The organism is Prosthecobacter algae (genome assembly GCF_039542385.1).
Classification (GTDB): domain Bacteria; phylum Verrucomicrobiota; class Verrucomicrobiia; order Verrucomicrobiales; family Verrucomicrobiaceae; genus Prosthecobacter; species Prosthecobacter algae.
Genome location: NZ_BAABIA010000005.1, coordinates 248,491 through 270,031, shown reverse-complemented (window position 1 = coordinate 270,031; position 21,541 = coordinate 248,491). Strand labels below are relative to the sequence as shown.

The following is a 21,541-nucleotide window of genomic DNA, read 5'->3' as shown; positions in this document are numbered from 1 at the left end:
GGACTGAGCGGGCTACCTCGTTTCTCGAACCAGAGAGCCGGAAGCGGGAAACCTGCCAGGGCGGTTCGGTGGGAGGGGGCGTTCATCGGGCCGCCCCGCCCCCTATCCTTGAGGTGAGAGGCCAGTAGCTGCCTGCGGGCAGGTGGCCTGGGTATGGAAAAGTCTTGAGGCCCACACAGACATCACCGTCTAAAGGCTGGCCTTATCTGCCTGACATTTCGTTTGCCCCGCCGCGCTGAGGCTGGAAAGTCACTGCTTCATGATTGGCGACTTCCTTGATCTCATCCTGCACGTGGACAAGCACCTGCTCACGTTTGCACAGAACTACGGCACGCTCATTTACGTGCTGCTCTTCGCCATCGTCTTTTGCGAGACCGGGCTGGTCGTCACGCCGTTTTTGCCTGGGGATTCCCTGCTGTTTGCCGTCGGGGCGCTGTCCGTGCAGGGCTTTGTGCGGCTGGAGCTCATCATCCCGCTGTTGATCGCGGCGGCCATCATTGGCGACAACCTGAACTACTGGATCGGCCGTAAGGCCGGGACCTGGATGGTGACGCAGAAGTGGTTCAAACGGGACTACCTTTCCAAGACCGAGGCCTTCTTTGTCAAGCATGGCGGCAAGGCCATCATCCTCGCCCGCTTTGTGCCCATCGTGCGCACCTTCGCCCCCTTCACCGCAGGCTTCGGTCAGATGCAGTACTCCCGCTTCCTCAGCTACAGCCTCGGCGGCGGTTTCATCTGGGTGCTCAGCTTCACCCTGGCTGGCTACTTCCTCGGCAGCATCCCCATCATCAAGAATAACCTGAAGCTCGTCTTCGTGCTCATCATCTTCGTCTCCGTCCTGCCCATCGTGATTGAAGTCCTCAAGCACAAGCTGGCAGCGAAGAAGGAGCCGAAGGAATGATGAGTGTCGAGCTTGAAACTTTGAAGGATTTGGTGAGCCGGTTGGAAGCGGCTGGCATAGAATACATGCTTACAGGTTCAATGGCTTTGAACTGTTACGCCCAACCAAGGATGACGAGAGATCTCGATTTGGTTGTAGCATTTGTGCTGCGTGATGCCGTGCGCATCGAAGAAGTTTTGGGGCCTGAATATTATGTGTCTGTCGAAGCAGCAAAAGAAGCGGTTTTGAATCAATCAAGCTTCAATGCGATCCATCAAACTCAGCTAGTAAAAGCGGATTTCATGATTCGGAAACGCGAAGAATATCGGTTGGTCGAGTTTGAGCGACGTGCCCGCCTCAAGGTAGCCGAATTTCAGGCCTGGGTGGTGAGTAAGGAAGACTTGATTTTATCCAAGCTTGAATGGGCCAGAGAATCTCATTCACAGCGGCAACTTGCTGACGTTGAAAACTTGCTGGCAACAGGTTGTGATATGGAGTATGTAAAACTATGGTCAGCAAAGTTGAACCTGACAGATATGCTGACACGGGTTTCTCCGTGAAAGATACATCTCCTGCCATCAATGCGATGATGTTTAAACGCATCATGGCGCTGACGGATTCAGAGCGGTTTCTGATGGGAATGTCGATGCTCGAAACTTCTCGTACTCTGGTTTGGAACAGTCTGCCTGCGACATTGGACCTGCCATCCCGGCGGCGGCTTTTTTACCAGCGATTTTATGGCCAGCCATTGCCGGATGAAGTTGCCACTTGGGCTCCCTAACCCCCCCCCTCACTCCCGCTCCACGCGCACGGCTTCCACCTCGATCACCTTCACGTCGTGAGGGGGTTTTTCACGATGTGCTTGATCATTCAGCGGAGATGAGCGATAACTAGCACCAGTGAGTCTGCGGCGAACGGCATAATAAAGTGCTGCGCAGGCAGACACACCCAGGCCTACTGCCACTATGGCGAGGCCCACAAAGACAAATAATGCAATGAGCCCAATGGCGACAACCGCCATGAAGATCAGCGGCAACACGGCCGGAAGACCGCGCTTGCCCTGAAACTGGAAATGGATGCCTCTTGGGTTCATGCAGTGATACAAACGTAAGATACCTCAATTAACAAACGCAGAGTTTTCCGCCCTGGACGCCTGTCACCTACAAACAAAGGTGACGCCCGGCGGAGTTTCTGTGTAACCTCCTTTTATGGAATCGAAAATTCTGAAACTGCTCGGGCAGGCCGACTACGCGCCTTCGAACGTCCCCGAGCTGATTGACCTCCTCCGCCTGAAGCCCGGCCAACAACAAGAGCTGCAGGGCGTGCTGGAGGGCCTCGTCAAGCAAGGCCTCATCATCCGCACCAAGGGCAACCGCTACATCGAATCCCGCGATGCCGACCTCGTGCCCGGCATCATCCAGATCACCCGTGGCGGGCGTGGCTTTGTCCAGCCGGATGAATCCGGCATCGGCGAAATCAGCATCGCTGAAAGCGCCACCTCCACCGCCCTGCATGGCGACCGCGTGCTGGTGCGCCGCGACATCAAACCCACCGGCCTGCGCAAAGGCGTGCCGGACAGCAATGCAGGCTCCGTCGTTCGCATCCTGGAGCGCAAGCGCACCCAGTTTGTGGGCACCCTGCAGCGCAGCAAACAGTTCCTTTACGTTATCCCGGATGATCCACGCATCCCGCACAACATCTACGTGCCAGAGCCGCGCGATGTGGGCCGCCAGGTGAACATGGGCGACAAAGTGGTGGTGGAAATCACCGCCTGGGAAAGCCGCCAGACACCGCCTGAAGGCGAAGTGATCGAAGTCCTGGGCGCACCCGATGCCGAGGGTGTGGACATGCTGTCCGTGCTGCGCCATTACGCCCTGCCGCTGCACTTCCCCAAGGAAGTCCTGGCCGAGGCCAACACCATTGCCAAATCCCGCCCGGACAACCAGCCCAGTGCCGAAGAAAGCGCCGAGCGTGTGGACTGTCGCGGCCACAACGTCATCACGATTGACCCGGACGATGCGCGTGACTTTGACGATGCCATCTGCATCCAGCCTGCGGGCGGCGGCAAGTGGAAGGTGTGGGTGCACATCGCCGATGTCTCCCACTACGTCCGCCCCGGCAGCCCGCTGGATGTGGAGGCGAAGAAGCGCGGCAACTCGACCTACCTCGTGGACCGCGTGATCCCCATGCTGCCTGAGGCGCTGAGCAACGAGCTGTGCTCGCTGAAGCCGGATGTGGATCGGTTAACCAAATGTGTGGAATTCCTCCTGTCGAAAACCGGCGAGGTCATATCCACGAAGTTCTACGCCGCCGTCATCCGGTCGAAGCGCCGCTTCACCTACAAGGAGGCCTTCGCCGTCATCCAGCGCCAGCCCGAGGGCGAGATCGAGTCCATGCTGCATGATGCCCATGACATGGCGCAGCTCATCCGCAAGGCTCGTTTTGACAATGGTTCCCTGGATCTGGACTTCCCCGAAAACAAGATCCGCCTGGATGATCAAGGTCGCGTCTTGCGCATTGAGCGCATCGAAAACGACGTCTCCCACCAGCTCATCGAGGAATACATGCTGCTGGCCAATGAAGCCGTGGCTGCCGACCTCATGAAGCGGAACCGCCCCGCCGTATACCGCATCCATGAAGCGCCGAAGGACAAGAAGCTGCAGGACTACCGTGAAGATGTGCTGAGCCACCGCATTCCCTGCGGTGACCTTTCCCACCGCCCGGAAGTGCAAAAGCTGCTGGCCAAGCTGGGCGCTCTGCCCATCGGCCAGGCTTTGAAGATCGGCTTCCTGCGCTCCCTCATGCGTGCCCGTTATGCCGTGGAGCCCCTGGGCCACTACGGCCTCGCCAAGACGAAGTACACCCACTTCACCTCCCCCATCCGCCGTTACGCGGATCTCGTCGTGCATCGTGTGCTCTTTGACAAAGTCGAGGCTCCCATCCCGGCGCTGAAACAGATCGCCGAACACATCACCGAGACGGAGAAAAACTCCGCCGATGCCGAACGCGACAGCAAAGAGGTGAAGCTCTACGCCTACCTCGAGTCGCAGCTCGCCTCTGGCAATCCCACGGCCTACTCCGCCCTGGTCACCGACACACGGAACTTCGGTTTCTTTGTGGATGTGCCGGACCTCGGCCTCAGCGGCGTGGTGCCCCTGTCCTCCATCCAGGATGACTTCTACATGCTGGAACCCACGCGCAACCATCTCATCGGCCGCCACACCCATCGGGTGATCAAGCTGGGTGATCGCGTGACGGTGCAGATTTACAAGCTGGACCGGTTTAAAAAGCAGGTGGACTTTGAACTCACCCGCGAACGCTCGCAGCCGCAGGAAGGTCGCTCCCAGGAAGGCCGTCGTGGCAAACCTCCGGTTAGGCCATCCGGCAAATCGCGGGGTGATTTCCAGAAGCCGAACCGGCGCGGTGAGGAAGCCGCCCCGGCCCGTTCAAAGGAATCGCGTCCGCAGGAGTTCCAGCGTCAGGATTCAGCCTCCAGGTCCGGAGGCCGCTCGCGCGACGAGGCCCCCTCGAAATCCCAAGGCCGTGGCCAGGATCGCCGCTCCTCCCGCCCCCAGGAGGAGGCTCCGCAAGGCAGGCCCCCTGCCAAAAAGACAGGCAAGCGCGGCCCATCCGCTTCCGAAAACGCCCAGCCCTGGAGCCCGAAATCGAAGTCACCCGCTGAAACGGAATCCCCGGCCCCCCGCCGTGGCCGGTCTTCCGGCAAGAAGGCGGCCGAACCGGCAGCGGAAACGCCCGTGGCGGCACAGAAGTGGTATCACAAGTTAGGCTTCGGCAAAGCCAAGGCCGCCGCCCCGGCGAAGAAGAAAAAGTCATAAGGTCACCGCGTTCCCCTCAAAGCCCTCCGGTTTGAAGTTGCCCCGTCCTGCCAGCCGTTGCATCCTCCGCCCTCATGCTATCTGACCAGCCCGCGTGGTACGTCATTCACTCCAAGCCCAAGTGCGAGCATCTGGCCGCCGCCATGATGCTCGGCCTGCCTGAGGTGCAGACTTACTGCCCGCGCATCCGCTTTCAGCGGAACACGCGGCGGGGCAAGGTGTGGTTTCTCGAGGCGCTGTTTCCCAGCTACTTCTTTGCGCGTTTTGTCCCCGCCCAGTCCTTGCGGGCGGTGCGGCATTCGCAGAATGTCATCCGCATCGTGGACTTCGGCGACCAGATGGTCTCCGTCTCGGACCGGGTCATCCAACTCATTCGCGAAGAGATGGACGGCCAGGACATCAAGGAAGTCCAGGTGGACATGAAAGTGGGAGACACGGTGGAGCTCACCGAAGGCCCCATGCGCGGCTTGAAAGGCATCGTCAATAGCATCCACAGCGGGCAGGACCGCGTCAAAATCCTCCTCGAATTCCTCGGCCGCGAAAGCCTGGTGGAGGTGAACGCCTCCAAGCTGCTCACCGAGCAGACGGCACGGCAGACTTTGGCGGGCTCGTAGAGTTTTTTCGCGCCGTATCCGCCCTTCCATGGGCAAAAACCGCCGTCCAGAGCCGGAAAATGACATTTTTTCGCGGTGAATTGCACTCCTGGGAAATCGTGCTAGTCTGGTTGCCCCCGGTTTGCCTCCACCCGGCAGCCGGGAACGTATCCTTCACACACCATGGGCAAAACACTCTTCGAAAAAGTCTGGGAATCTCACGTCGTCGGAACTCTTGCGAACGGCCAGACGCAGCTTCTCATTGATACCCACCTGGTGCATGAAGTGACCAGCCCTCAGGCCTTCGGCATGCTGCGCGACCTCAATCTGAAGGTGGCCTACCCCCACCGCACCTTTGCGACGGTGGATCATATCGTCCCGACCGACAGCCAAGTCTCCCCTTTCTCCGATCCTCTCGCCGAAGCGATGATCCAGGAGCTGAACAAGAACGCTCAGGAATTCGGCATCACTTACTTCAGCCTTTCCAGTGGCAAGCAGGGCATCGTCCACGTCGTCGGGCCAGAGCAGGGCATCACCCAGCCAGGCACCACCATCGCTTGTGGCGACTCCCACACCGCCACTCATGGAGCCTTTGGCGCCATCGCTTTCGGCATCGGCACCACGCAGGTGCGCGACATCCTGGCCACCCAGACCATGGCCATGGGCAAGATGAAAGTCCGCCGCATCAATGTGGAGGGCAAACTTCGCCCTGGGGTTTACTCCAAGGACGTGGCTCTGCACATCATCCGCCTCTTGGGGGCGAATGGCGGCATCGGCTACGCCTACGAATACGGCGGCAATATCTTTGACGAGTTCACGATGGAAGAGCGCATGACCGTCTGCAACATGGCCATCGAAGGTGGTGCCCGCTGCGGTTATGTGAATCCGGATGAAACGACCTTTGAATACCTCAAAGGCCGCCCCTACTCCCCGCAAGGCGCAGAATGGGACAGCACCGTCGCCAAGTGGCGCGAAGTGGCCTCCGACAAGGACGCTAAGTACGACGACATCGTCAACATCCGCGCCGAAGATGTGCCGCCGACCGTCACCTGGGGCACCAGCCCGGACCAAGCCATCGCCGTCACCGAAAACGTGCCGACCCCTGAAAGCGCCACGACTGAACCCGGCCGCATCTCCATCCAGGACGCCCTGGACTACATGAAGCTGCCTGCGGGCGAGCCGATCAAGGGCACCAAGATTGACGTCGCCTTCATCGGTTCTTGCACCAACGGCCGTCTCAGCGACTTCCGCGAAGTGGCCAAGTTCATCAAGGGCAAGAAAGTCGCCGCAGGCGTCAAGGCCATCGCCGTTCCCGGCTCCCAGATCGTGGATGTCATGGCCCGCCAGGAAGGCCTCGACAAAGTCTTCTCCGAAGCCGGTTTCGAATGGCGCAATGCTGGCTGCTCCATGTGCCTGGCCATGAACCCCGACAAACTCGTGGGTGACCAGCTCTGCGCGTCCTCCAGCAACCGTAACTTCAAAGGCCGTCAGGGCAGCACCACGGGTCGCACCGTGCTGATGTCCCCCGTCATGGTCGCTGCGGCTGCTCTGACTGGCAGCATCGCTGACGCCCGCGAAGTGTTCTCCATCGCTGGTTGATCCTGATCAACGATCTTCAAGAAGAGCGGGCTGAAAGGCCCGCTCTTTTTTTGGGCCCTGAGGCCAGGGGAACCTGGGGAAAGAAAGGGGCGGTAGGGAGGGTATTTTCTCCCCCATGCCCAGCTCCCCGACCTCCCCACGCCGCGACTTTTTGCAGACCACCGGCTTCGGCCTTTTGAGCCTGCCTCTTCTTTCGCATCTCGGGGCTGGCGGCACGGCGGCGGCAGATGCTGTGGCGAAGCCAGCGACCAGCACGCCCGCCATCGCCTCCTTGAACCGTTTTCCGCGCATGCAGCAGGACTGGCTGGTGGATGCGGTGCGCGAGATCGAAGCCCAGGGCAATGCCCACCGAGCCGCGCTGAAAACGCAGGCCGATGCTGAGGCTTATGTGAAGTCTGTGCAGGAGCGCATCCGTCAGAGTTTTGGCCCGCTGCCCGAGAAGACGCCGCTGAATGCGAAGGTCACGGGCGTGGTGGAACGTGAGGCGTACCGGATCGAAAACATCATCTTTGAAAGCCGCCCGGGTTACTTCGTCACGGGCAATCTTTATGTTCCGAAAGGGCGCACGGGCAAGATGCCGGCGACCGTGGGCCTGTGTGGGCATTCCTTGAATGGCAAGGCGGCGGAGGCTTACCAGAGTTTTGCCCAGGGCTTGGCGCGTCTCGGGCACCTCTGTTTCCTCATTGATCCCGTCGGGCAGGGGGAACGCTTCCAATACCTGGACAATGCAGTCCTGAAGTCACGCCTCGGCGGCGGCGTGTCGGAGCACATTCAGATGGGCAATTCCCAGATCCTAGTCGGCGAGTTCCTCGGCACCTGGTTTGCCTGGGATGGCATTCGCGCGCTCGACTACCTGCTCACCCGAGACGAAGTGGATCCGCAGCACCTGGGCGTCACGGGCAACTCGGGCGGTGGCACGCAGACCACCTGGCTCTGCGGGCTGGAGCCACGGTTTACCATGGGTGCGCCCTCCTGCTTCGTGACCACCTTCCGCCGCAATGTGGAAAACGAGCTGCCGGCGGATACGGAGCAGTGCCCGCCGCAGGTGCTGGCCCTGGGGCTGGATCACCTGGACTTCCTCGCCGCCATGGCACCCAAACCCGTCATCATCATGGCGCAGGAGAAAGATTTCTTTGATGCCCGTGGTTCTGCCGAGGCCTATGAGCAACTCAAAAAGTTATACACCTTGTTAGGCAAGCCTGAGAACATCCAGCTCCACACCGGGCCGGACCCACATGGTTACTCGCAGTCCAATCGCGAAGCGATGTACCGTTTCTTCAACAAGGTCACGGGCCTGCCCGAAGTGGCCGCCGAGCCCACGCTGACCCTGGAGAAAGATGAAACCCTGCTGTGCGCGCCCAAAGGGCAGGTGGCCGAGCTGAAGTCCCGCACCCTCATGTCCTTCACCCAGGAGAAGGCCGCAGAACTTTCCAAACAGCGCAAGGCCCTCAAGGGGGAGGCTTTAAAAACAGCCGTTCGCGAGGTGCTGCGGCTGCCGTCACTGCCCGCTACGGCCCCGGATTACGGCATCCTTCGTGGCGCGGGTTCACGCAAGTACCCGGCCAAAGCCTACTGCACCTACACGGTGGAAACCGAGCCTGGCATCCATGCCCTCGTCACCCGTCTGCAGGAGGAAGCTCTCACCTCCCGCATGCCCGGTGCGGCCCCGCGTGCTGTCCTTTACATCTCGCACCATTCCGCCGATGCCGAAATGCGTGGCGATGCCTGGGTGCAGGGCCTGATCAAGGCCGAGCCTGAGGCCGCCTTCTATGGCTGTGACGTTCGCGGCATCGGCGAGTCCCAGCCGAATACCTGCGGCGCGGACCAATTCTTGAAGCCCTATGGCAGCCACTATTTTTATGCGGCCCACGGGCTGATGTTGAACCGTCCTTTGTTAGGCCAGCGGGTGTTTGACGTGTTGCGGGTCATCCAGGCCCTGCGCGCCGCTGGCCATCAGGAGATTCATCTCGCCGGGCGCGGTTGGGGAGCTTTGGTCGCCAGTTTGGCCGCTTTGTTGTCTGAAGATGTGAAGCAAGTCACCCTCAAAAATGCCCTCTCCTCTTTCCAGTCCATTGCGGAAGATGCGGAATACAAATGGCCCTATGCCGTCATGCTGCCGGGCGTGCTGGCGCATTTCGATTTGCCGGATTGCTACGATGCGCTTGGCTTCAAAAAGCTTCGGAACATGTCTCCTTGGACTGCCAGGGACGGAATGGAGATGTGAAGGGATTTCGCTCAGAGTCCGGTGGCCACGCCTGAGGAGGGGGCGGCAGCCGAGTGCTGAAGCTGCGGGTGGGCTTCCGCAAACAGCAGTAGCCAGACGCAGGTCATTTAGTATTGATTTTAGGGTTTTGGCTCAAATATGCATAAAGGTGACATTCCTGTTTCCAGAGGTATTGTGTAGTAGGATGACTGTAGATCAATGTTCAAAACACCCATGGTGGCCTCTGCGCTTGTTGAAGAGAAGTTGTGTATTTGCAGCATGCTGGGCTGCCATTCCCGCCTGTGGGCAGGTGTTTGATTGGACAAACTTCGCAGGTTACCCCAATGAGCTAACGAATGCGGAGGCGAGGAACCAGTTCAAGTCACCGAATGATGTGGCCACGGACTCCAGCGGAGCCGTGTATGTGACGGACCCAGGACACTTCCGGATCTGCAAAGTTCTGCCATCGGGACAAGTTGTGGTCGTTGCCGGCGGCACGCAAGGCAGCACTGACGGTGCTGGAGCGACCGCCGAATTCAACGATCCCTATGGCATCGCTGTGGACGGTCAGGGCAACCTGTACGTGACGGACAACCACACCGTACGCAAAGTGACGCCTCAAGGTGCTGTGACCACCTTGGCTGGCATGCCGGGAGAGAGTGGTGCTGTGGACGGTGCCGGAGCCGCCGCACGTTTCGGGCCGTTGCGCGGTATTGCAGTCACCTCCAACGGTGTCATCTTTCTGCCGGACCCTGCGAATCACACCCTCCGTAAGATCACCCCGGAGGGCCAGGTGACGACCTTTGCTGGCAAGGCTGGAACGGAAGGCCACGTTCAGGGAACTGGTGGGACCATTCGTTTCAAACAGCCCAGTGATGTGACCCTGGACAATCTGGGCAATCTTTACGTAGCGGACACAGGTAATGATGCGATTCGCAAGCTGCCAACGGTCGGCAGTTCCAGCACGCTAGCTTCTTGGAACTTTCACAACGAGTGGTTTGTCTATCCGGCCCATATCGTCTGGGCCCGAAACCAACTTTTTGTTACCGATGAGGCCTACGGTGTGGTCTATCAGATTGATCCGACGAGGGGTGACAAATCCATCGTGGCTGGCGTGAAGGGCCGGCATGGAACGGCCGATGGAGGTGTGGGAACCTCTCGCTTCCACAATCCCCGAGGACTGGCGGCGAATTCGATAGGGGACATTTACATTGCCGACAACATCAGCAATACCCTTCGCAAACTTTCTTTTTCCAACCAACTCACGACCGTTGCCGGAAGTGTGGGCAGCCGAGGGAGCGCCGATGGGCAGGGAAGCAGCGCCCGGTTTCTGTGGCCTTCCGCCCTTTGCGTCCAGCCTGATGGGCAGATCTATGTGGCGGACTCAGGCAATGGGACGATCCGCAAGATCACCCCTGAAGGATTGGTCAGCACTTTTGCAGGCATCGTCGGCGCGCACGGCCTGATGAATTCGTCAGAAGGTGATTCCCACGTCGGTGGCCTCTCGGACATGGCATTGAGCCGAAACGGTTACCTTTTGACGGTTCAAGCGTCCGATCACGAAGTGAGTAAGGTCAACATGGACGGCACGATCCAGAAAGCATACGACTTGTTTCAGGAAAGACCGGTGGCCATCACGGAAACGCCTGATGGCAATGTCTACATCATTGATGAGAATACCGATAGCATTTGCAGAGCCACCCGACAGCTTCCCCAGCTCATCCCCACCCGCGTAGCAGGGGGCGTGCGAGGCGACCAGGACGGCCTGGGCACTGCGGCTCGCTTTAACCAGCCCCGTGGTTTGTTTTCCGATGCCTCGGGTAATCTGTATGTGGCGGATACGGGCAATCACAAGATTCGGAAAATCGCGCCCGATGGCCAAGTCACGACCATCATGGGGCCTGAAGACGGACTGTCTTCACCTCAAGGCGTGATCGTGGATGCTGCGGGGAATATCTACGTCGCGGATACTGGCAATCATGTCATCCGCATGAGGGGAGCGTCTGGCGTGGTTAGCATCATCGGCGGCACCCCTGGAAACATCGGCGGACAGGATGGCAGGGCCATGAATGCGGGGTTCTGTTCCCCTCAGGCTCTCGCCTTGGACGGCGATGGTGGCCTGTATGTTGTGGATTGGCAGAATCACCGCATCGTCCGCGGGAGTCCGGCTGCCGCCACGGCTCCTGCTTTGGAGCTAGAGGGGCCTGGAGATGCCACCGTTGCCGAAGGCGCCCTGGTGGATCTGGGTATTCTCACCACGGTTCAGTCGAAACAATATGCCTTCACCTTACGCAACACGGGAACTTCGACGATTAATCTAACCGGCAGCCCCCGGGTCCAGATTCAGTCGTCCAACGCTCCTTTTTTTGCCTCGCTATCCTCCACGGCCCCCTTGTCACCGGGTGCTGACAGGGTGGTCTATCTCAGCCTCGGTCTAGGGTTGGTTGTAGGTGTTCATGAAGGTGAAGTCTTCATTCCTAGTGATGATCCGGGCCGTCCGTTGTTGTCGTTTAGGGTGAAACTGGAGGTCGTAGCACCTGCCCAGGTCAGCTTTGATGCTTCCAGGTACGTGGTGAACCAAGGGACGGAAGAGCTGCTGGTTCCGGTGTCTCGTACAGGAAGAACCTCAGCCTTCAGTGTAAAATTACGCACCACGGAGCTCAATCCCACCAGCGTTCCGCCTTTTTCCACAGGTGTAGGAGAGGTGGACTTTCAACCCCTGTCCCTGACCCTGGATTTCGCCGAGGGGGAAATGACGAAGCAGATCCCTGTAACCCTTATCCCGCGTGGCGGAACCGGGGTGCCTAACCTGCGTTTCGCGCTGATTCTTACCGATGCCTCGGACGGTAATACGGCCTCACCTCGCGCGTTTGCCGAGATTCAGGTATTGGCAGAGGACATGCTGGCACCCACTTTGGCGCTCACCTCTCCTTCCGCTAAGGACAAGCATCTTGTTCTTCCCAGAAGGATCACGGGCACTGCAGGAGATGCGATGGGGCTGGATCGGGTGGAGGTTTCTCTCAATGGCGGGGAACCCGTTCGGGCGACACTTCATTCGGCCACCCAATCTACCTCCGTGAATTTCAGTGCCGAAGTGCTTGAAGACGACAGTTCCGAGTCTGTTCTCACCGTGACGGCCTACGACCTCAAGGGCAATTCCACGGTACTCACCCGCACCTTTGAACGTCATTTCCTGGTAAGGCTGCAGCGGCAGTTCCTTCCCAATTCGACCGTCCCCGCGAATGTGGGCAAATTCACGGTCACTGGATCTCCCAAGGGATGGGGAAGTGCGACCTCCCACACAGGTTTTCCGGCAGTGCTGGCGGGCTCGCGGATCTCCATTAGCACGACCATCCCGGCAGGCTACCTTTTTCATCATTGGGAAAATGCTCCGGCCGGCGCTGACCCCACATCTCATACCATTAGCTTCACGGTGCCTGAGACGGGCGTCTCTCCCATGACGGCGGTCTTTTCAGCCAATCCTTTCCTCAAAGGAGCTGCGTTGCATTATGGCGGGGGCAACCTTGCCTATCTGGGCCTCATTCTTCCCACAGGAGACACGGAGAGGAGCAACGCCTCTGTCGGGCAGTTCACAGCGACTCTGGTGCAAGCCACCGCAAGCCTGAGCGGCAAGCTGCTGATGAATGGCGGCATTCATGCCTTCACGGCATTGCTGAACGGGGATGGTACCGTGTGGTTTAAGACCGGCAAAACCTTTGTCAGCGAGCTAGAGTTGCCGGGACTTCGCCTCAGCATGACTTGGTCTGAGGTTGGCTTGCAGGCCACTGTGAGGGGATCTGCCGAAAACGTCAGCGAGGGGCTTGCCAGTCCGGCTCACTTTCACAAGAACTTTCTCGTTCCTCGGGCTCTGTTGAATCTTTCTGCCTCGCAGGGGTACTACACCTTGGCGTGGCCGGCAAAGGCGCAGTTGCCAATTCGAGATGTAAAGACGTTCCCCCAGGGAGCGGGCTATGCCGCGCTGACGTTTTCCAATCAAGGAAAGGTCTCTTTGGTAGGAGTTCTGGCCGATGGAACAAAGATCACGGCCAGCTCGCTCTATCGACCCTCCCGACAGGTCCCCGTCTTTGTCCAAATCCCCACACCGGGAGCGTCAGCCAAGGTGAAGGGCGGAAGCTTCGTTGGCACGTTGCTGGTGAACCCTGATGAGGGTGCTGTCAGCGGCGAGGGCTGCCTCTGGTTCAGGCCTGCCGTTGTGGAGACCCCCAAACCTGTCACTCAGCTCTACACCGCAGGCTGGCCGGACGGGCTGCAGGTCGATACCATCGGTTCTGCGTTTCAGCCTCGCCTGACGGTGCAGCAGATTCTGCCGACCACGACTGGTGCCACGGTGCTGCGCTTTGAGAATGGAAGGCTGGTGTCGCCCGTGGAGAAGCAAAACCTGACCATCTTGGGTAACAAGGTGATCAAAACCCCTGCTAACGATAAAACGGTGACGTTGAAAGTCTCTCCAGTGACCGGGCTTTTCTCGGGCTCCTTTGAGCCTGACTGGGCACAGCCTCAGAAGAAACAGCCTGTCTTCCAGGGCATCCTGCTGCAAGGCACGGAACCTTCCGGAGTGGGCTTCTTCATCAGCAATGGCATGGCCGACACCGACCCTGAAGCAGGCGCAGTGAGCTTATCGGGTGCCGACCGATGATCACGATCGTCACCGTAAGGTTCGCGGCTGCGCGCCTGGATTTCCGCCAAGCTGGCCTGGTTGGTTTGCCGGATTGCTACGCTGTCCTGGCTAACAAAAAGTTGCAAAACCTGGAGCCCTGGGGCGCTGCCGACTGCATGAATCTCTGACCTCTGTCGATCTCAAGCACCTGGGCGGCCCCGCTTCTGGGCGAGCGACAGGCCCTTTTCGACAATGCCGCCCCGCAGCTTTTCCAAGCAGGCTTTCCAGACAGCCCGGCTCACCGGCACATAACGTTCACTGCCATCCGGGAACAGCCGGGTCTCGAAGATGTTGCTGGGCTGCTGGATGATCTCGTCGTAGAGCCCGTGGATGAAGAAAGTGCGGGCATCGGCCCCGTCGGGCCAGGGGCTGGGCCGCCCGTCGGCTTCCTGGATGGCGGCCTCCAGGGCGCTGAGAATCTCGAAGGCGGAAAGGGTGATTTGGAGGGGCTTGCCGCTGTCGAGGTAGTCGGCAATCACCGTTTGCAGCTTGCCCACCACGGTTTGGATCTGCTTCAGGTCAGGCTTCTCCTGGCCTTGGATGAGGCGTTCTAGCGCCCGCTCGCTCGGGATGGCCCGGCTCGCGGACTCGGGCACAGAGTCTTCGGGTCGTGCGGGGCGCTGGCGTGCGGGTTTGCGGTTTTCAGGATGGGGGGAATCGCTGGGGCGGGATTCACTCATGCGGACTGTTTTTCAGCCATTCCTCCGCCTCTGGCAAGTCCGGGGCTGCGGTTCCCTCACGGCTGGTAATCTGGCAGAAGATCCGCCGCAGGCAGACGCTGGAACTGGGCCGAGATCTCTCCGGCAGGTAGACCGACGCCAATGATGACGCCCGTGGGCACGATGCCCTGGGTGCCCAGCAGGGGCAAAAACCACGTCTCCGCCTGCGGGCGCACGTGCTGGAATGACAGCGGCACGGTGGGAATCTCGGCGAGGCGGCAGAGCCCTTTGACCCGCACGACTTCCTCCGGCAGCTCTCGTAGGGTCTGCTCCAGGTCGGCACGTCTCACCACAAATGGAAGGTCCACTCGCATGGAGGTAAAGGCCCGTTCCCCCTCATGATGGTGGCGGTGCATGGCTGGCTGCAGCAGGGCCGCCTTTTTCGGCACATCCTGCCTACCTAAACGGGTTGTGGCAGCGACCAGCCGCAGGTAGTCCGCCAGGCTTTCTGCGCTGCACTCCACCGCGCGTGGGCTCAGCTCCTTCACTGCTGCCCGCACCTGTGCCAGCCGCTCCTCGTTCACCTCTTCCACATGGGTGATCACGCTGTGCGTGGCAGTCTGCACCTGCTCACGTTCCAGTTCATCTTGCGGGCTGCGTTTCTGCCAGCGCTGGGCGTCGGCCACGGTCACCTGCAGCGGGGAGGTGAAGCGGCGGCATTCATGGCGGGCGGTGATCGCGGCGATGAGCGACATTACATCGGAGGCTCCATTGACCTCCACCAGCAAAACGCCACCCCGCGGCACTTCGATATCACCTAGCACCGCCATGAATTCATGGAGTGAGGAACAGCAGACGCAGGAGCCGTTGATGGCCGTGACGGTCGCGTCAGAGGAACGCAGCCGCGTGGCATCCACCTCGGCATTCTCGAAATCATTCACCACCACGCTGAAGCCGGTTTTGCGTGCCTGGAGGGCCGTCATCAGGGCTCGCAGAAAAGTCGTTTTGCCAGCCCCCAGGAAGCCTGTGATGAGGACGAGAGGGATGCGGCTCACGGACTTTCCTCCGGGCTGGGCATCCATTGAGGAAATGGGTCAGGAAGGGATTGCCAGAAGGCCGGACCAGCCTCGTATTCCTCTTCGGTCAGCAGGCAGGCCTCCAATCCGGACACCAAGGATTTCTGATCCATGTGCCGACCGATGATCACGATCTCTTGGCGGCGGTCGCCGTAGGGTTCGCGGCTGTTGGCCTGGATTTCCGATAGGCTGGCCTTGTCTGTGGGCCACTCACTCTTGTCGACCGCCGACCAGAAAAAGCCCAGGGCACGCGTATCCCGCAGCACACCGGCCTGGGAAACAAAGCCCGCCAGCTCCATCCGGGTGGCCAGCCAAAAAAGGCCTTTCGCACGCACCACCCCTTCCCAGGAAGTTTTGAGATGGTCATGAAAACGCTGCGGGTGAAAGGGGCGGTGGGCACGGAAAACAAAGCTGCTGATGCCATATTCCTCCGTCTCTGGCGTGTGGCCTTGGAGGGAGTCCAGCCAGCCCTGGCTTTGCTCCGCCTCCTGCATGTCAAAGAGGCCGGTGTGCAGCACTTGTTCCAGCGGCACTTCGGAGTTCCGGGTCAGGTGGACCTTGGCTTTGGGGTTGAGGGCATAAATGATGCCCCGGATCTCCTCCACCGTCTCCGGTTCCACGCTGTCGGTTTTGTTGATGAGGATGACATTGGCGAACTCGATCTGGTCCGTCAGCAGGTGGGCGAGAGTGCGCCCATCCTCCTCGCTCATTCCTTGGCCTCGGTCCTGCAGGTCTTCCGTGCTGTGGTAGTCGTTCAGGAAGTTCCGCGCATCCACCACGGTGACCAGGGTGTCCAGTTGCGCGAGGTCGGAGAGGGAATGGCCGCTTTCATCCTCGAAGGTGAAGGTCTCCGCCACAGGCATCGGCTCAGACACGCCGGTGGACTCGATCACCAGGGCATCGAACCGGCCTTCCCGCGCCAGTTTGCCCACCTCCAGCATCAGGTCCTCCCGCAGGGTGCAGCAGATGCAGCCATTGCTCATCTCCACCATTTTTTCCTCGGAGCGGCTCAGTTGGGCGTCGCCAGATTGGATGAGCAGGGCGTCCACATTCACCTCGCTCATGTCATTGACGATCACGGCCACCTTTTGGCCCGCGCGGTTGCGCAGGATGTGGTTCAGCAGCGTGGTCTTGCCCGCACCGAGAAAACCCGAGAGAACGGTGACAGGGAGACGCGAAGGGGGTGGAGTGATCATAAGGCAAATAAGTTGCACTTTCATTAAGCGCAAGTTATTTGCAAATACAACTCAGCGAAAAGCCGTTCTCAGGTGCAGCAACTCCTGCTTGGCCTCCTCCGCAGTGATGACGGTGCGGCGCACTTCCTCCTGCAGCATTTCAGCGTAGTGGCGGCGGATGCGAAAGGCGGCCACCTTGATGGCGGCGGCGCTCATGCCTAGCCGGTTCGCCACGGCAGCCAACCCGTCCTCGGTTTCTTCACCGAGGATGCGGGGATACAGCTCGGCAAAGAGGGCCTCCTTCCCCTCGAGAGTAAAATGTTGCTTCAGCCGATGGGCGGCGCGGTCGATCAGGGTCATGGCCCAGGCCCGGTCAAAGGCCTGATCAGGCGTGGCCTCGCTGGCCTCCTGGTTTTGCCAGAAATCCTGCGCACCCGTCATGTCGATCGACATCACCTCGCAGCCTCCACCGCGCTTTTGCGTCTGCTCCATTCGCCGCAGGTCATGGTCCAGGTTTTTCAGTGCGGTGAGGATGAGCGAGCGGAAACGTCCCCGCTCCGGGGTGGCGCTGGCCAGCAGTCGCCCATCCAGCAGTCGGAGGAAGAACTCCTGAACGATGTCCTCCGCCATCTCATGGCTGCGGCCTGCACTGCGCAGGAACGCGTACAGCGGCAGCCAATAAATGCGGCAGATCATCTCCAGCGCGGTCTTCCTCTGGTCCTCCGTGCCATCCACCGCCAGCCGGATCAGGCTCCATTGGGTAGGTGGGCAAGTTGCTTCGGGGGAAAATGGGTCCGGCTTGTTCATGGATTGAACGGCCCAAACGAGGCCCCAATAAATGACAGGGCCTTCATGCCCTCCTCCCTTTTTCTCTCAGGCGGCCCGGAGACAACCTGGAGAAAAAGTCGAAGGTCCGCCATTCGGCAGGAATTTCGTCTGGATGGGCGTCGCGAGAGCATGATTCTGTGTGAAATCAGCCTTCTTTATTACGGTTAAAGAAAAGGCTTATTTAGCGCAAGATAACTTTGCTTCGACGCCAGCATCCAGAGCAAAATTTTTCGATTTTGGAAAAATTAAAAACGCTCTCGGATAGGCCAAATGAGGCAAAAAATGGAGGGATGGAGTAACAATAGTTTCTCAAACAGGCTATCTTTTCCTGACTATCCTTATGAGCCGTCTTTCCCTTCTGGCATGCTTTAGCCTTGCCACTCTCAGCCTCCAAGCCGAGCCCGTTTCCGTCGAACTCATCCTCGACTGCTCCGGCTCCATGTGGAACAAGCTGGCCGATGGCCGCTACCGCATCGATGCGGCCAAGCAGGTGCTCAGTGAATTCATCGCCACGGCCCCTGAGAAGGAGGATTTGCACATCGGCCTCCGTCTCTACGGTTCCAAAGTATCCCACCGCGAACCCGGGGCCTGTGAGGACACCGCCCTGGTCGTTCCCATCGAAGGGTTTCAGCGGGGTGAAATGCTGAAGCTGGTCAAAGAAGCCCGCGCCATCGGGGCCACGCCTCTGGCCATTTCGCTGAATGCGGCAGCCGATGACTTCACGAAACCGGGCAAGAAACAGGTCATCGTTTTTACCGATGGGGAGGAATCCTGCGGAGGCGATGTCACCGCCGCCTTGGCCAAACTGAAGTCCAACGGCATTGATGCCGATGTGCGCATCATCGGCATCGGCCTGCCGAAGGCGGTGGCGGCCCGGTTTGCCACCTTGGCTCCCATTGAAAATGCCGATAGCGTGATGAAGCTGGCCGAAGCGCTGAAAAACGCCACAGCCACCACCGTCGCCATCCCCGCCGCTCCGCCGAAGGTGGAAAAGCTGAAGGTCACGGTGCGCGTCATGAAGAACGGCGAGCCCCTGCCGGAGGGTGACATCAGCCTCACAGGCACGGACAAATCGCCCGTCAAATTCGCCAAAGGCGAGGAGCCTGGCACTTGGACGGGCGAGCTGCCACCCGGGATCTACACGGCGAATGTCGCCCCTGCCGGGCGTGCATTCACGGACCTGGGCGTGGCGCGCACGGCGGACAATACCTTCGTGCTGGATGTCACCGAATTGCCAAAGGTGGCGATCGAGATCCCGAATGAGGAGATCACTGTGCTGCAGGAGTTCGCGCTGATGTTCTCCGGGGCCAATGGCGTGGGAGATCAGCTCATCATCATCGCTCCGGTGGATGCGCCAGATTCTGCTCTGCCCAATCTCCGCGATGCCATCGGCAAGGAGGCCACCCTGGCCATGATCGCCCCAGATCTGCCAGGCAAGTATGAAGCGCGTTTCACCCAGCGCGGGGCCGACGGGCAAAACGTCGTCTGTGGCCGGTCCAAACCCTTCGAGGTCAAGGTGCCGCAAATCACGCTGGAAGTGCCCGCCACCGTCACCACCAGCACACCGATGACGGTGAAGTTCAAAGCCCCCGTTCAGAGAGGCGACTGGATCGGCTGGGTCAAGGCAGGCGCTGAAGATGGCGAATACAAAATCTATGCACGCCCCACTGCCGACAGCGACAGCGTACAGATGAATGCCCCAGCGGAAGCTGGTGACTATGAGATGCGCTATGCCAACGATGGCAGCATCAAGCCCTTTGCCCGCAAAGCCTTCAAGGTGGAGGCCGCCACGCTGGCACTGGAAGCTCCCGAAACGGTCATGGCAGGGTCCATGGTAGCCATCGGCTGGAAAGCCCCCGCTGTGGGAAATCTGTACATCTCCATCGTGGAAAAAAGTGACTCGCCCGGCGCTTATAATGACTACCGGCGGTTGGATGGTGGGGTAAACCCGTTGAAAATCTTGGCCCCACGCAAGACTGGTGAAATGGAGATCCGCATCACTGAGGAGCAGCAGAACAAGGTGATGTTCACCCGCCCCATCAAACTCACGGCCATGCAGGCCACCGTCAAAGGCCCGGCAGAAGTCGCCAAGGACGCTCCCATCAGCATCGCCTGGACGGGCCCCGCAGGCACGGGAGACTTTGTCACCATCACCAAAGTCGGCGCGGCAGATAATGAATACCTGAACTACGCCTACGTGCTGGATGCCCCCGCCACGGTGGAGATCAAAGCCCCCGAAGAAGCCGGAGACTTCGAGCTGCGCTACACCACCCAGGAAAACCAGGTGATTGCCCGCCAGCCGATCAAGGTGAAGTGATGGCGTGCAATGGGAGGCTTGATTTGGTGCTACCAAATGGTATAGATCAAGCATGACCGCCATCGCCAAAGTTTTTCAAAACGGGCGCAGCCAGGCCGTGCGGCTGCCCAAGGAGTTTCGTGTCAAAGGCCCGGAAGTCTATATCCGCCACACTTCCGAAGGCATTTTGATCAGTGAACGCGATCCTTGGGATCGTGTGGAAGAAGGCTGCCAGCAGCTTTCGGATGAGTTTCTGAAAGCCGTGGAAAAGCGTGAGAAAAAGCCGCCTCAGAAACGCAAATGGTCTGACTGAAGATGATCTACCTGCTTGATACAGACATCCTCATTCACATGATGAGAGGACTGAAGATCAGGGTCGCCAGGACTGAGGCCCAGAAGCTGCGTGTGCAGCAGGCCCGGAACATCCTTTCGGCTTGCCGTACGCAGTCCAAGGCCGGGCATACGGTAGCTTGTTCTGCCATCACTCTGGCCGAGCTGGAGTTTGGTGCTCGCAATAGCCTAGACTATGAGCAGGAAGCCGCCGCCACCCGGGTGGCGATGTCTGCCTTTCAGGCGTTTGACTGGACGGTGGAGGGTTGTGTGGAGGCTTATGGCTTCATCCGCCATCACTTGGAATCCAAAGGAAAAAGCATTGGTGAAAATGATCAGCTCATTGCCGCCCATGCCATGGCCTTGAAAGCGGTGCTGGTGACGAACAACACCGGTGAATTCACTCGCATTCCTGGACTGAAGGTGGAGAACTGGACGGTCTCTTCCGCCTAAGTTCATTCATGTCTCACCAGCCCCAAAACATCCACGCCGGCACGCAGGTGGTCACGCTCATCAGCGTGCATGGCAGCAATCATGCCCTGGTGCATCCGCGCGGGGCTGTGGGCATTGTCACGCGGACTCCCTGCGGTGAGGAGCAGCGTTACCTCGTGCGTTTTCCCGATGGTTTTGAGGCCGCTTTGCAACCGACCGAGATGGAGGTGCTGAAGCTTTTCAAAGATCGCCTGGAGGGCGCCTCCAACAGCCTGCAGGACTTTGCGCTGGAGGATCATGTCATCTACCGCTGCATCGTCGGCTCGCGGGCCTATGGCCTAGAGACTGAAACCTCAGACACGGATCTGCGTGGCATCTACCTTGCCCCGGCAGATCTGCACTGGTCGCTTTATGGCGCACCCGAGCAGTTCGAGGACAATGAGCAGCAGGCCTGTTACTGGGAGCTGCAAAAGTTTCTCACCATGGCCCTGAAGGCCAATCCCAACATCCTCGAGTGTCTCTATTCCCCCCTGGTAGAAAAGGCCACGCCCATCGCCCAGGAGTTACTGGCGATCCGGGACAAGTTCCTCTCCCAGATGATCTTCCAGACCTTCAACGGCTATGCCCTCAGCCAGTTCAAAAAGATCGAGCAGGACCTGCGCAACCAAGGAAAGGTGCGCTGGAAACACGCCATGCACCTCCTCCGCCTCCTCATGAGCGGAGCGGGAGCCCTGCGTGAAGGACGCGTGCCCGTGCATGTGGGCGAGCGCCGCGAGGAACTGCTGGCCGTGAAGCGCGGTGAACTCACCTGGGAACAGGTGGATGCGTGGCGACAGCGCCTACACCGCGAATTCGAACAAGCCCTGGCCGAAACCAAGCTGCCCGAAAGGCCGGACTATGAAGCGGCTAACCAACTGTTGATTTCGGCGAGGCGCTCCAAAGCGGCCTAACCATCC

At 59.5% G+C, this 21,541-nt stretch carries 17 protein-coding genes; 12 read left to right on the top strand and 5 right to left on the bottom strand.

All coding sequences use genetic code 11. From position 1 onward, the window contains the following. Positions 1-259: 259 nt before the first annotated feature. From ABEB25_RS13435 to ABEB25_RS13425, 3 genes are read left to right on the top strand one after another with little or no spacing between them, the layout of a single operon-like run. Complete coding sequence (locus tag ABEB25_RS13435; RefSeq protein WP_345736926.1) at positions 260-901, top strand: DedA family protein; 642 nt, start codon at positions 260-262, stop codon at positions 899-901. Beyond that, positions 898-1,440 carry a hypothetical protein gene (locus ABEB25_RS13430; RefSeq protein WP_345736925.1) on the top strand — a complete coding sequence of 181 codons (543 nt, stop codon included), beginning with the start codon at positions 898-900 and terminating at the stop codon, positions 1,438-1,440. The genes ABEB25_RS13435 and ABEB25_RS13430 overlap by 4 nt, the downstream gene beginning before the upstream one ends. Beyond that, positions 1,437-1,661 carry a hypothetical protein gene (locus tag ABEB25_RS13425; RefSeq protein WP_345736924.1) on the top strand — a complete coding sequence of 75 codons (225 nt, stop codon included), beginning with the start codon at positions 1,437-1,439 and terminating at the stop codon, positions 1,659-1,661. The genes ABEB25_RS13430 and ABEB25_RS13425 overlap by 4 nt, the downstream gene beginning before the upstream one ends. A gap of 9 nt (positions 1,662-1,670) precedes the next feature. On the opposite strand, the gene ABEB25_RS13420 is transcribed toward ABEB25_RS13425, so the two are convergent. After that, positions 1,671-1,973 carry a hypothetical protein gene (locus tag ABEB25_RS13420; RefSeq protein WP_345736923.1) on the bottom strand — a complete coding sequence of 101 codons (303 nt, stop codon included), beginning with the start codon at positions 1,971-1,973 and terminating at the stop codon, positions 1,671-1,673. Between the two features lie 115 nt (positions 1,974-2,088). On the opposite strand from ABEB25_RS13420, the gene rnr reads away from it, so the two are divergent. The 5 genes from rnr to ABEB25_RS13395 all read left to right on the top strand — a co-directional run bounded on the left by rnr (position 2,089) and on the right by ABEB25_RS13395 (position 13,768). Beyond that, positions 2,089-4,716, top strand: coding sequence for a ribonuclease R (gene rnr, locus ABEB25_RS13415; RefSeq protein WP_345736922.1), 2,628 nt, complete (start codon positions 2,089-2,091; stop codon positions 4,714-4,716). Positions 4,717-4,790: 74 nt separating this feature from the next. After that, positions 4,791-5,330 carry a transcription termination/antitermination protein NusG gene (nusG, locus tag ABEB25_RS13410; RefSeq protein WP_345736921.1) on the top strand — a complete coding sequence of 180 codons (540 nt, stop codon included), beginning with the start codon at positions 4,791-4,793 and terminating at the stop codon, positions 5,328-5,330. Between the two features lie 162 nt (positions 5,331-5,492). Continuing rightward, positions 5,493-6,908, top strand: coding sequence for a 3-isopropylmalate dehydratase large subunit (leuC, locus tag ABEB25_RS13405; RefSeq protein WP_345736920.1), 1,416 nt, complete (start codon positions 5,493-5,495; stop codon positions 6,906-6,908). A 115-nt stretch (positions 6,909-7,023) separates the two neighbouring features. Next, positions 7,024-9,132, top strand: coding sequence for an alpha/beta hydrolase family protein (locus ABEB25_RS13400; RefSeq protein WP_345736919.1), 2,109 nt, complete (start codon positions 7,024-7,026; stop codon positions 9,130-9,132). 289 nt (positions 9,133-9,421) lie between these two features. Beyond that, a complete protein-coding gene (locus tag ABEB25_RS13395) occupies positions 9,422-13,768 on the top strand; it encodes an InlB B-repeat-containing protein (protein ID WP_345736918.1) in 4,347 nt (1,448 codons plus the stop codon). Positions 13,769-13,929: 161 nt separating this feature from the next. On the opposite strand, the gene ABEB25_RS13390 is transcribed toward ABEB25_RS13395, so the two are convergent. Genes ABEB25_RS13390 through ABEB25_RS13375 form a run of 4 tightly spaced genes read right to left on the bottom strand, consistent with a single transcriptional unit; the run spans position 13,930 to position 17,506 of the window. Next, positions 13,930-14,469 carry a hypothetical protein gene (locus ABEB25_RS13390; RefSeq protein ID WP_345736917.1) on the bottom strand — a complete coding sequence of 180 codons (540 nt, stop codon included), beginning with the start codon at positions 14,467-14,469 and terminating at the stop codon, positions 13,930-13,932. 56 nt (positions 14,470-14,525) lie between these two features. Further along, positions 14,526-15,503: a CobW family GTP-binding protein gene (locus tag ABEB25_RS13385; protein ID WP_345736916.1), complete on the bottom strand. Its 978-nt coding sequence runs from the start codon at positions 15,501-15,503 to the stop codon at positions 14,526-14,528. After that, positions 15,500-16,720: a zinc metallochaperone GTPase ZigA gene (zigA, locus tag ABEB25_RS13380; protein WP_345736915.1), complete on the bottom strand. Its 1,221-nt coding sequence runs from the start codon at positions 16,718-16,720 to the stop codon at positions 15,500-15,502. The genes ABEB25_RS13385 and zigA overlap by 4 nt, the downstream gene beginning before the upstream one ends. Before the next feature lie 51 nt (positions 16,721-16,771). Further along, positions 16,772-17,506, bottom strand: coding sequence for an RNA polymerase sigma factor (locus ABEB25_RS13375; RefSeq protein WP_345736914.1), 735 nt, complete (start codon positions 17,504-17,506; stop codon positions 16,772-16,774). 361 nt (positions 17,507-17,867) lie between these two features. Between ABEB25_RS13375 and ABEB25_RS13370 the strand changes: the two genes are divergently transcribed. The 4 genes from ABEB25_RS13370 to ABEB25_RS13355 are packed head-to-tail and all read left to right on the top strand — an operon-like array spanning position 17,868 to position 21,535. Next, positions 17,868-19,844, top strand: coding sequence for a vWA domain-containing protein (locus tag ABEB25_RS13370; protein WP_345736913.1), 1,977 nt, complete (start codon positions 17,868-17,870; stop codon positions 19,842-19,844). Positions 19,845-19,896: 52 nt separating this feature from the next. Next, entirely contained in the window at positions 19,897-20,136 is a 240-nt protein-coding gene (locus ABEB25_RS13365) for an antitoxin (RefSeq protein ID WP_345736912.1), read from the top strand. A gap of 2 nt (positions 20,137-20,138) precedes the next feature. Then, on the top strand, positions 20,139-20,606 hold the full coding sequence (locus ABEB25_RS13360) for a type II toxin-antitoxin system VapC family toxin (protein ID WP_345736911.1): 468 nt from the start codon (positions 20,139-20,141) through the stop codon (positions 20,604-20,606). Positions 20,607-20,614: 8 nt separating this feature from the next. Then, entirely contained in the window at positions 20,615-21,535 is a 921-nt protein-coding gene (locus ABEB25_RS13355) for a nucleotidyltransferase domain-containing protein (RefSeq protein WP_345736910.1), read from the top strand. Positions 21,536-21,541 lie beyond the last annotated feature (6 nt).

Bases quoted from the DNA above. Each gene is read 5' to 3' on its own strand.
- ABEB25_RS13435 (WP_345736926.1), top strand. From the start codon at position 260: ATGATTGGCGACTTCCTTGATCTCATCCTGCACGTGGACAAGCACCTG.
- ABEB25_RS13430 (WP_345736925.1), top strand. From the start codon at position 898: ATGATGAGTGTCGAGCTTGAAACTTTGAAGGATTTGGTGAGCCGGTTG.
- ABEB25_RS13420 (WP_345736923.1), bottom strand. From the start codon at position 1,973: ATGAACCCAAGAGGCATCCATTTCCAGTTTCAGGGCAAGCGCGGTCTT.
- rnr (WP_345736922.1), top strand. From the start codon at position 2,089: ATGGAATCGAAAATTCTGAAACTGCTCGGGCAGGCCGACTACGCGCCT.
- nusG (WP_345736921.1), top strand. From the start codon at position 4,791: ATGCTATCTGACCAGCCCGCGTGGTACGTCATTCACTCCAAGCCCAAG.
- leuC (WP_345736920.1), top strand. From the start codon at position 5,493: ATGGGCAAAACACTCTTCGAAAAAGTCTGGGAATCTCACGTCGTCGGA.
- ABEB25_RS13400 (WP_345736919.1), top strand. From the start codon at position 7,024: ATGCCCAGCTCCCCGACCTCCCCACGCCGCGACTTTTTGCAGACCACC.
- ABEB25_RS13390 (WP_345736917.1), bottom strand. From the start codon at position 14,469: ATGAGTGAATCCCGCCCCAGCGATTCCCCCCATCCTGAAAACCGCAAA.
- zigA (WP_345736915.1), bottom strand. From the start codon at position 16,720: ATGATCACTCCACCCCCTTCGCGTCTCCCTGTCACCGTTCTCTCGGGT.
- ABEB25_RS13375 (WP_345736914.1), bottom strand. From the start codon at position 17,506: ATGAACAAGCCGGACCCATTTTCCCCCGAAGCAACTTGCCCACCTACC.
- ABEB25_RS13370 (WP_345736913.1), top strand. From the start codon at position 17,868: ATGAGCCGTCTTTCCCTTCTGGCATGCTTTAGCCTTGCCACTCTCAGC.
- ABEB25_RS13365 (WP_345736912.1), top strand. From the start codon at position 19,897: ATGACCGCCATCGCCAAAGTTTTTCAAAACGGGCGCAGCCAGGCCGTG.
- ABEB25_RS13360 (WP_345736911.1), top strand. From the start codon at position 20,139: ATGATCTACCTGCTTGATACAGACATCCTCATTCACATGATGAGAGGA.
- ABEB25_RS13355 (WP_345736910.1), top strand. From the start codon at position 20,615: ATGTCTCACCAGCCCCAAAACATCCACGCCGGCACGCAGGTGGTCACG.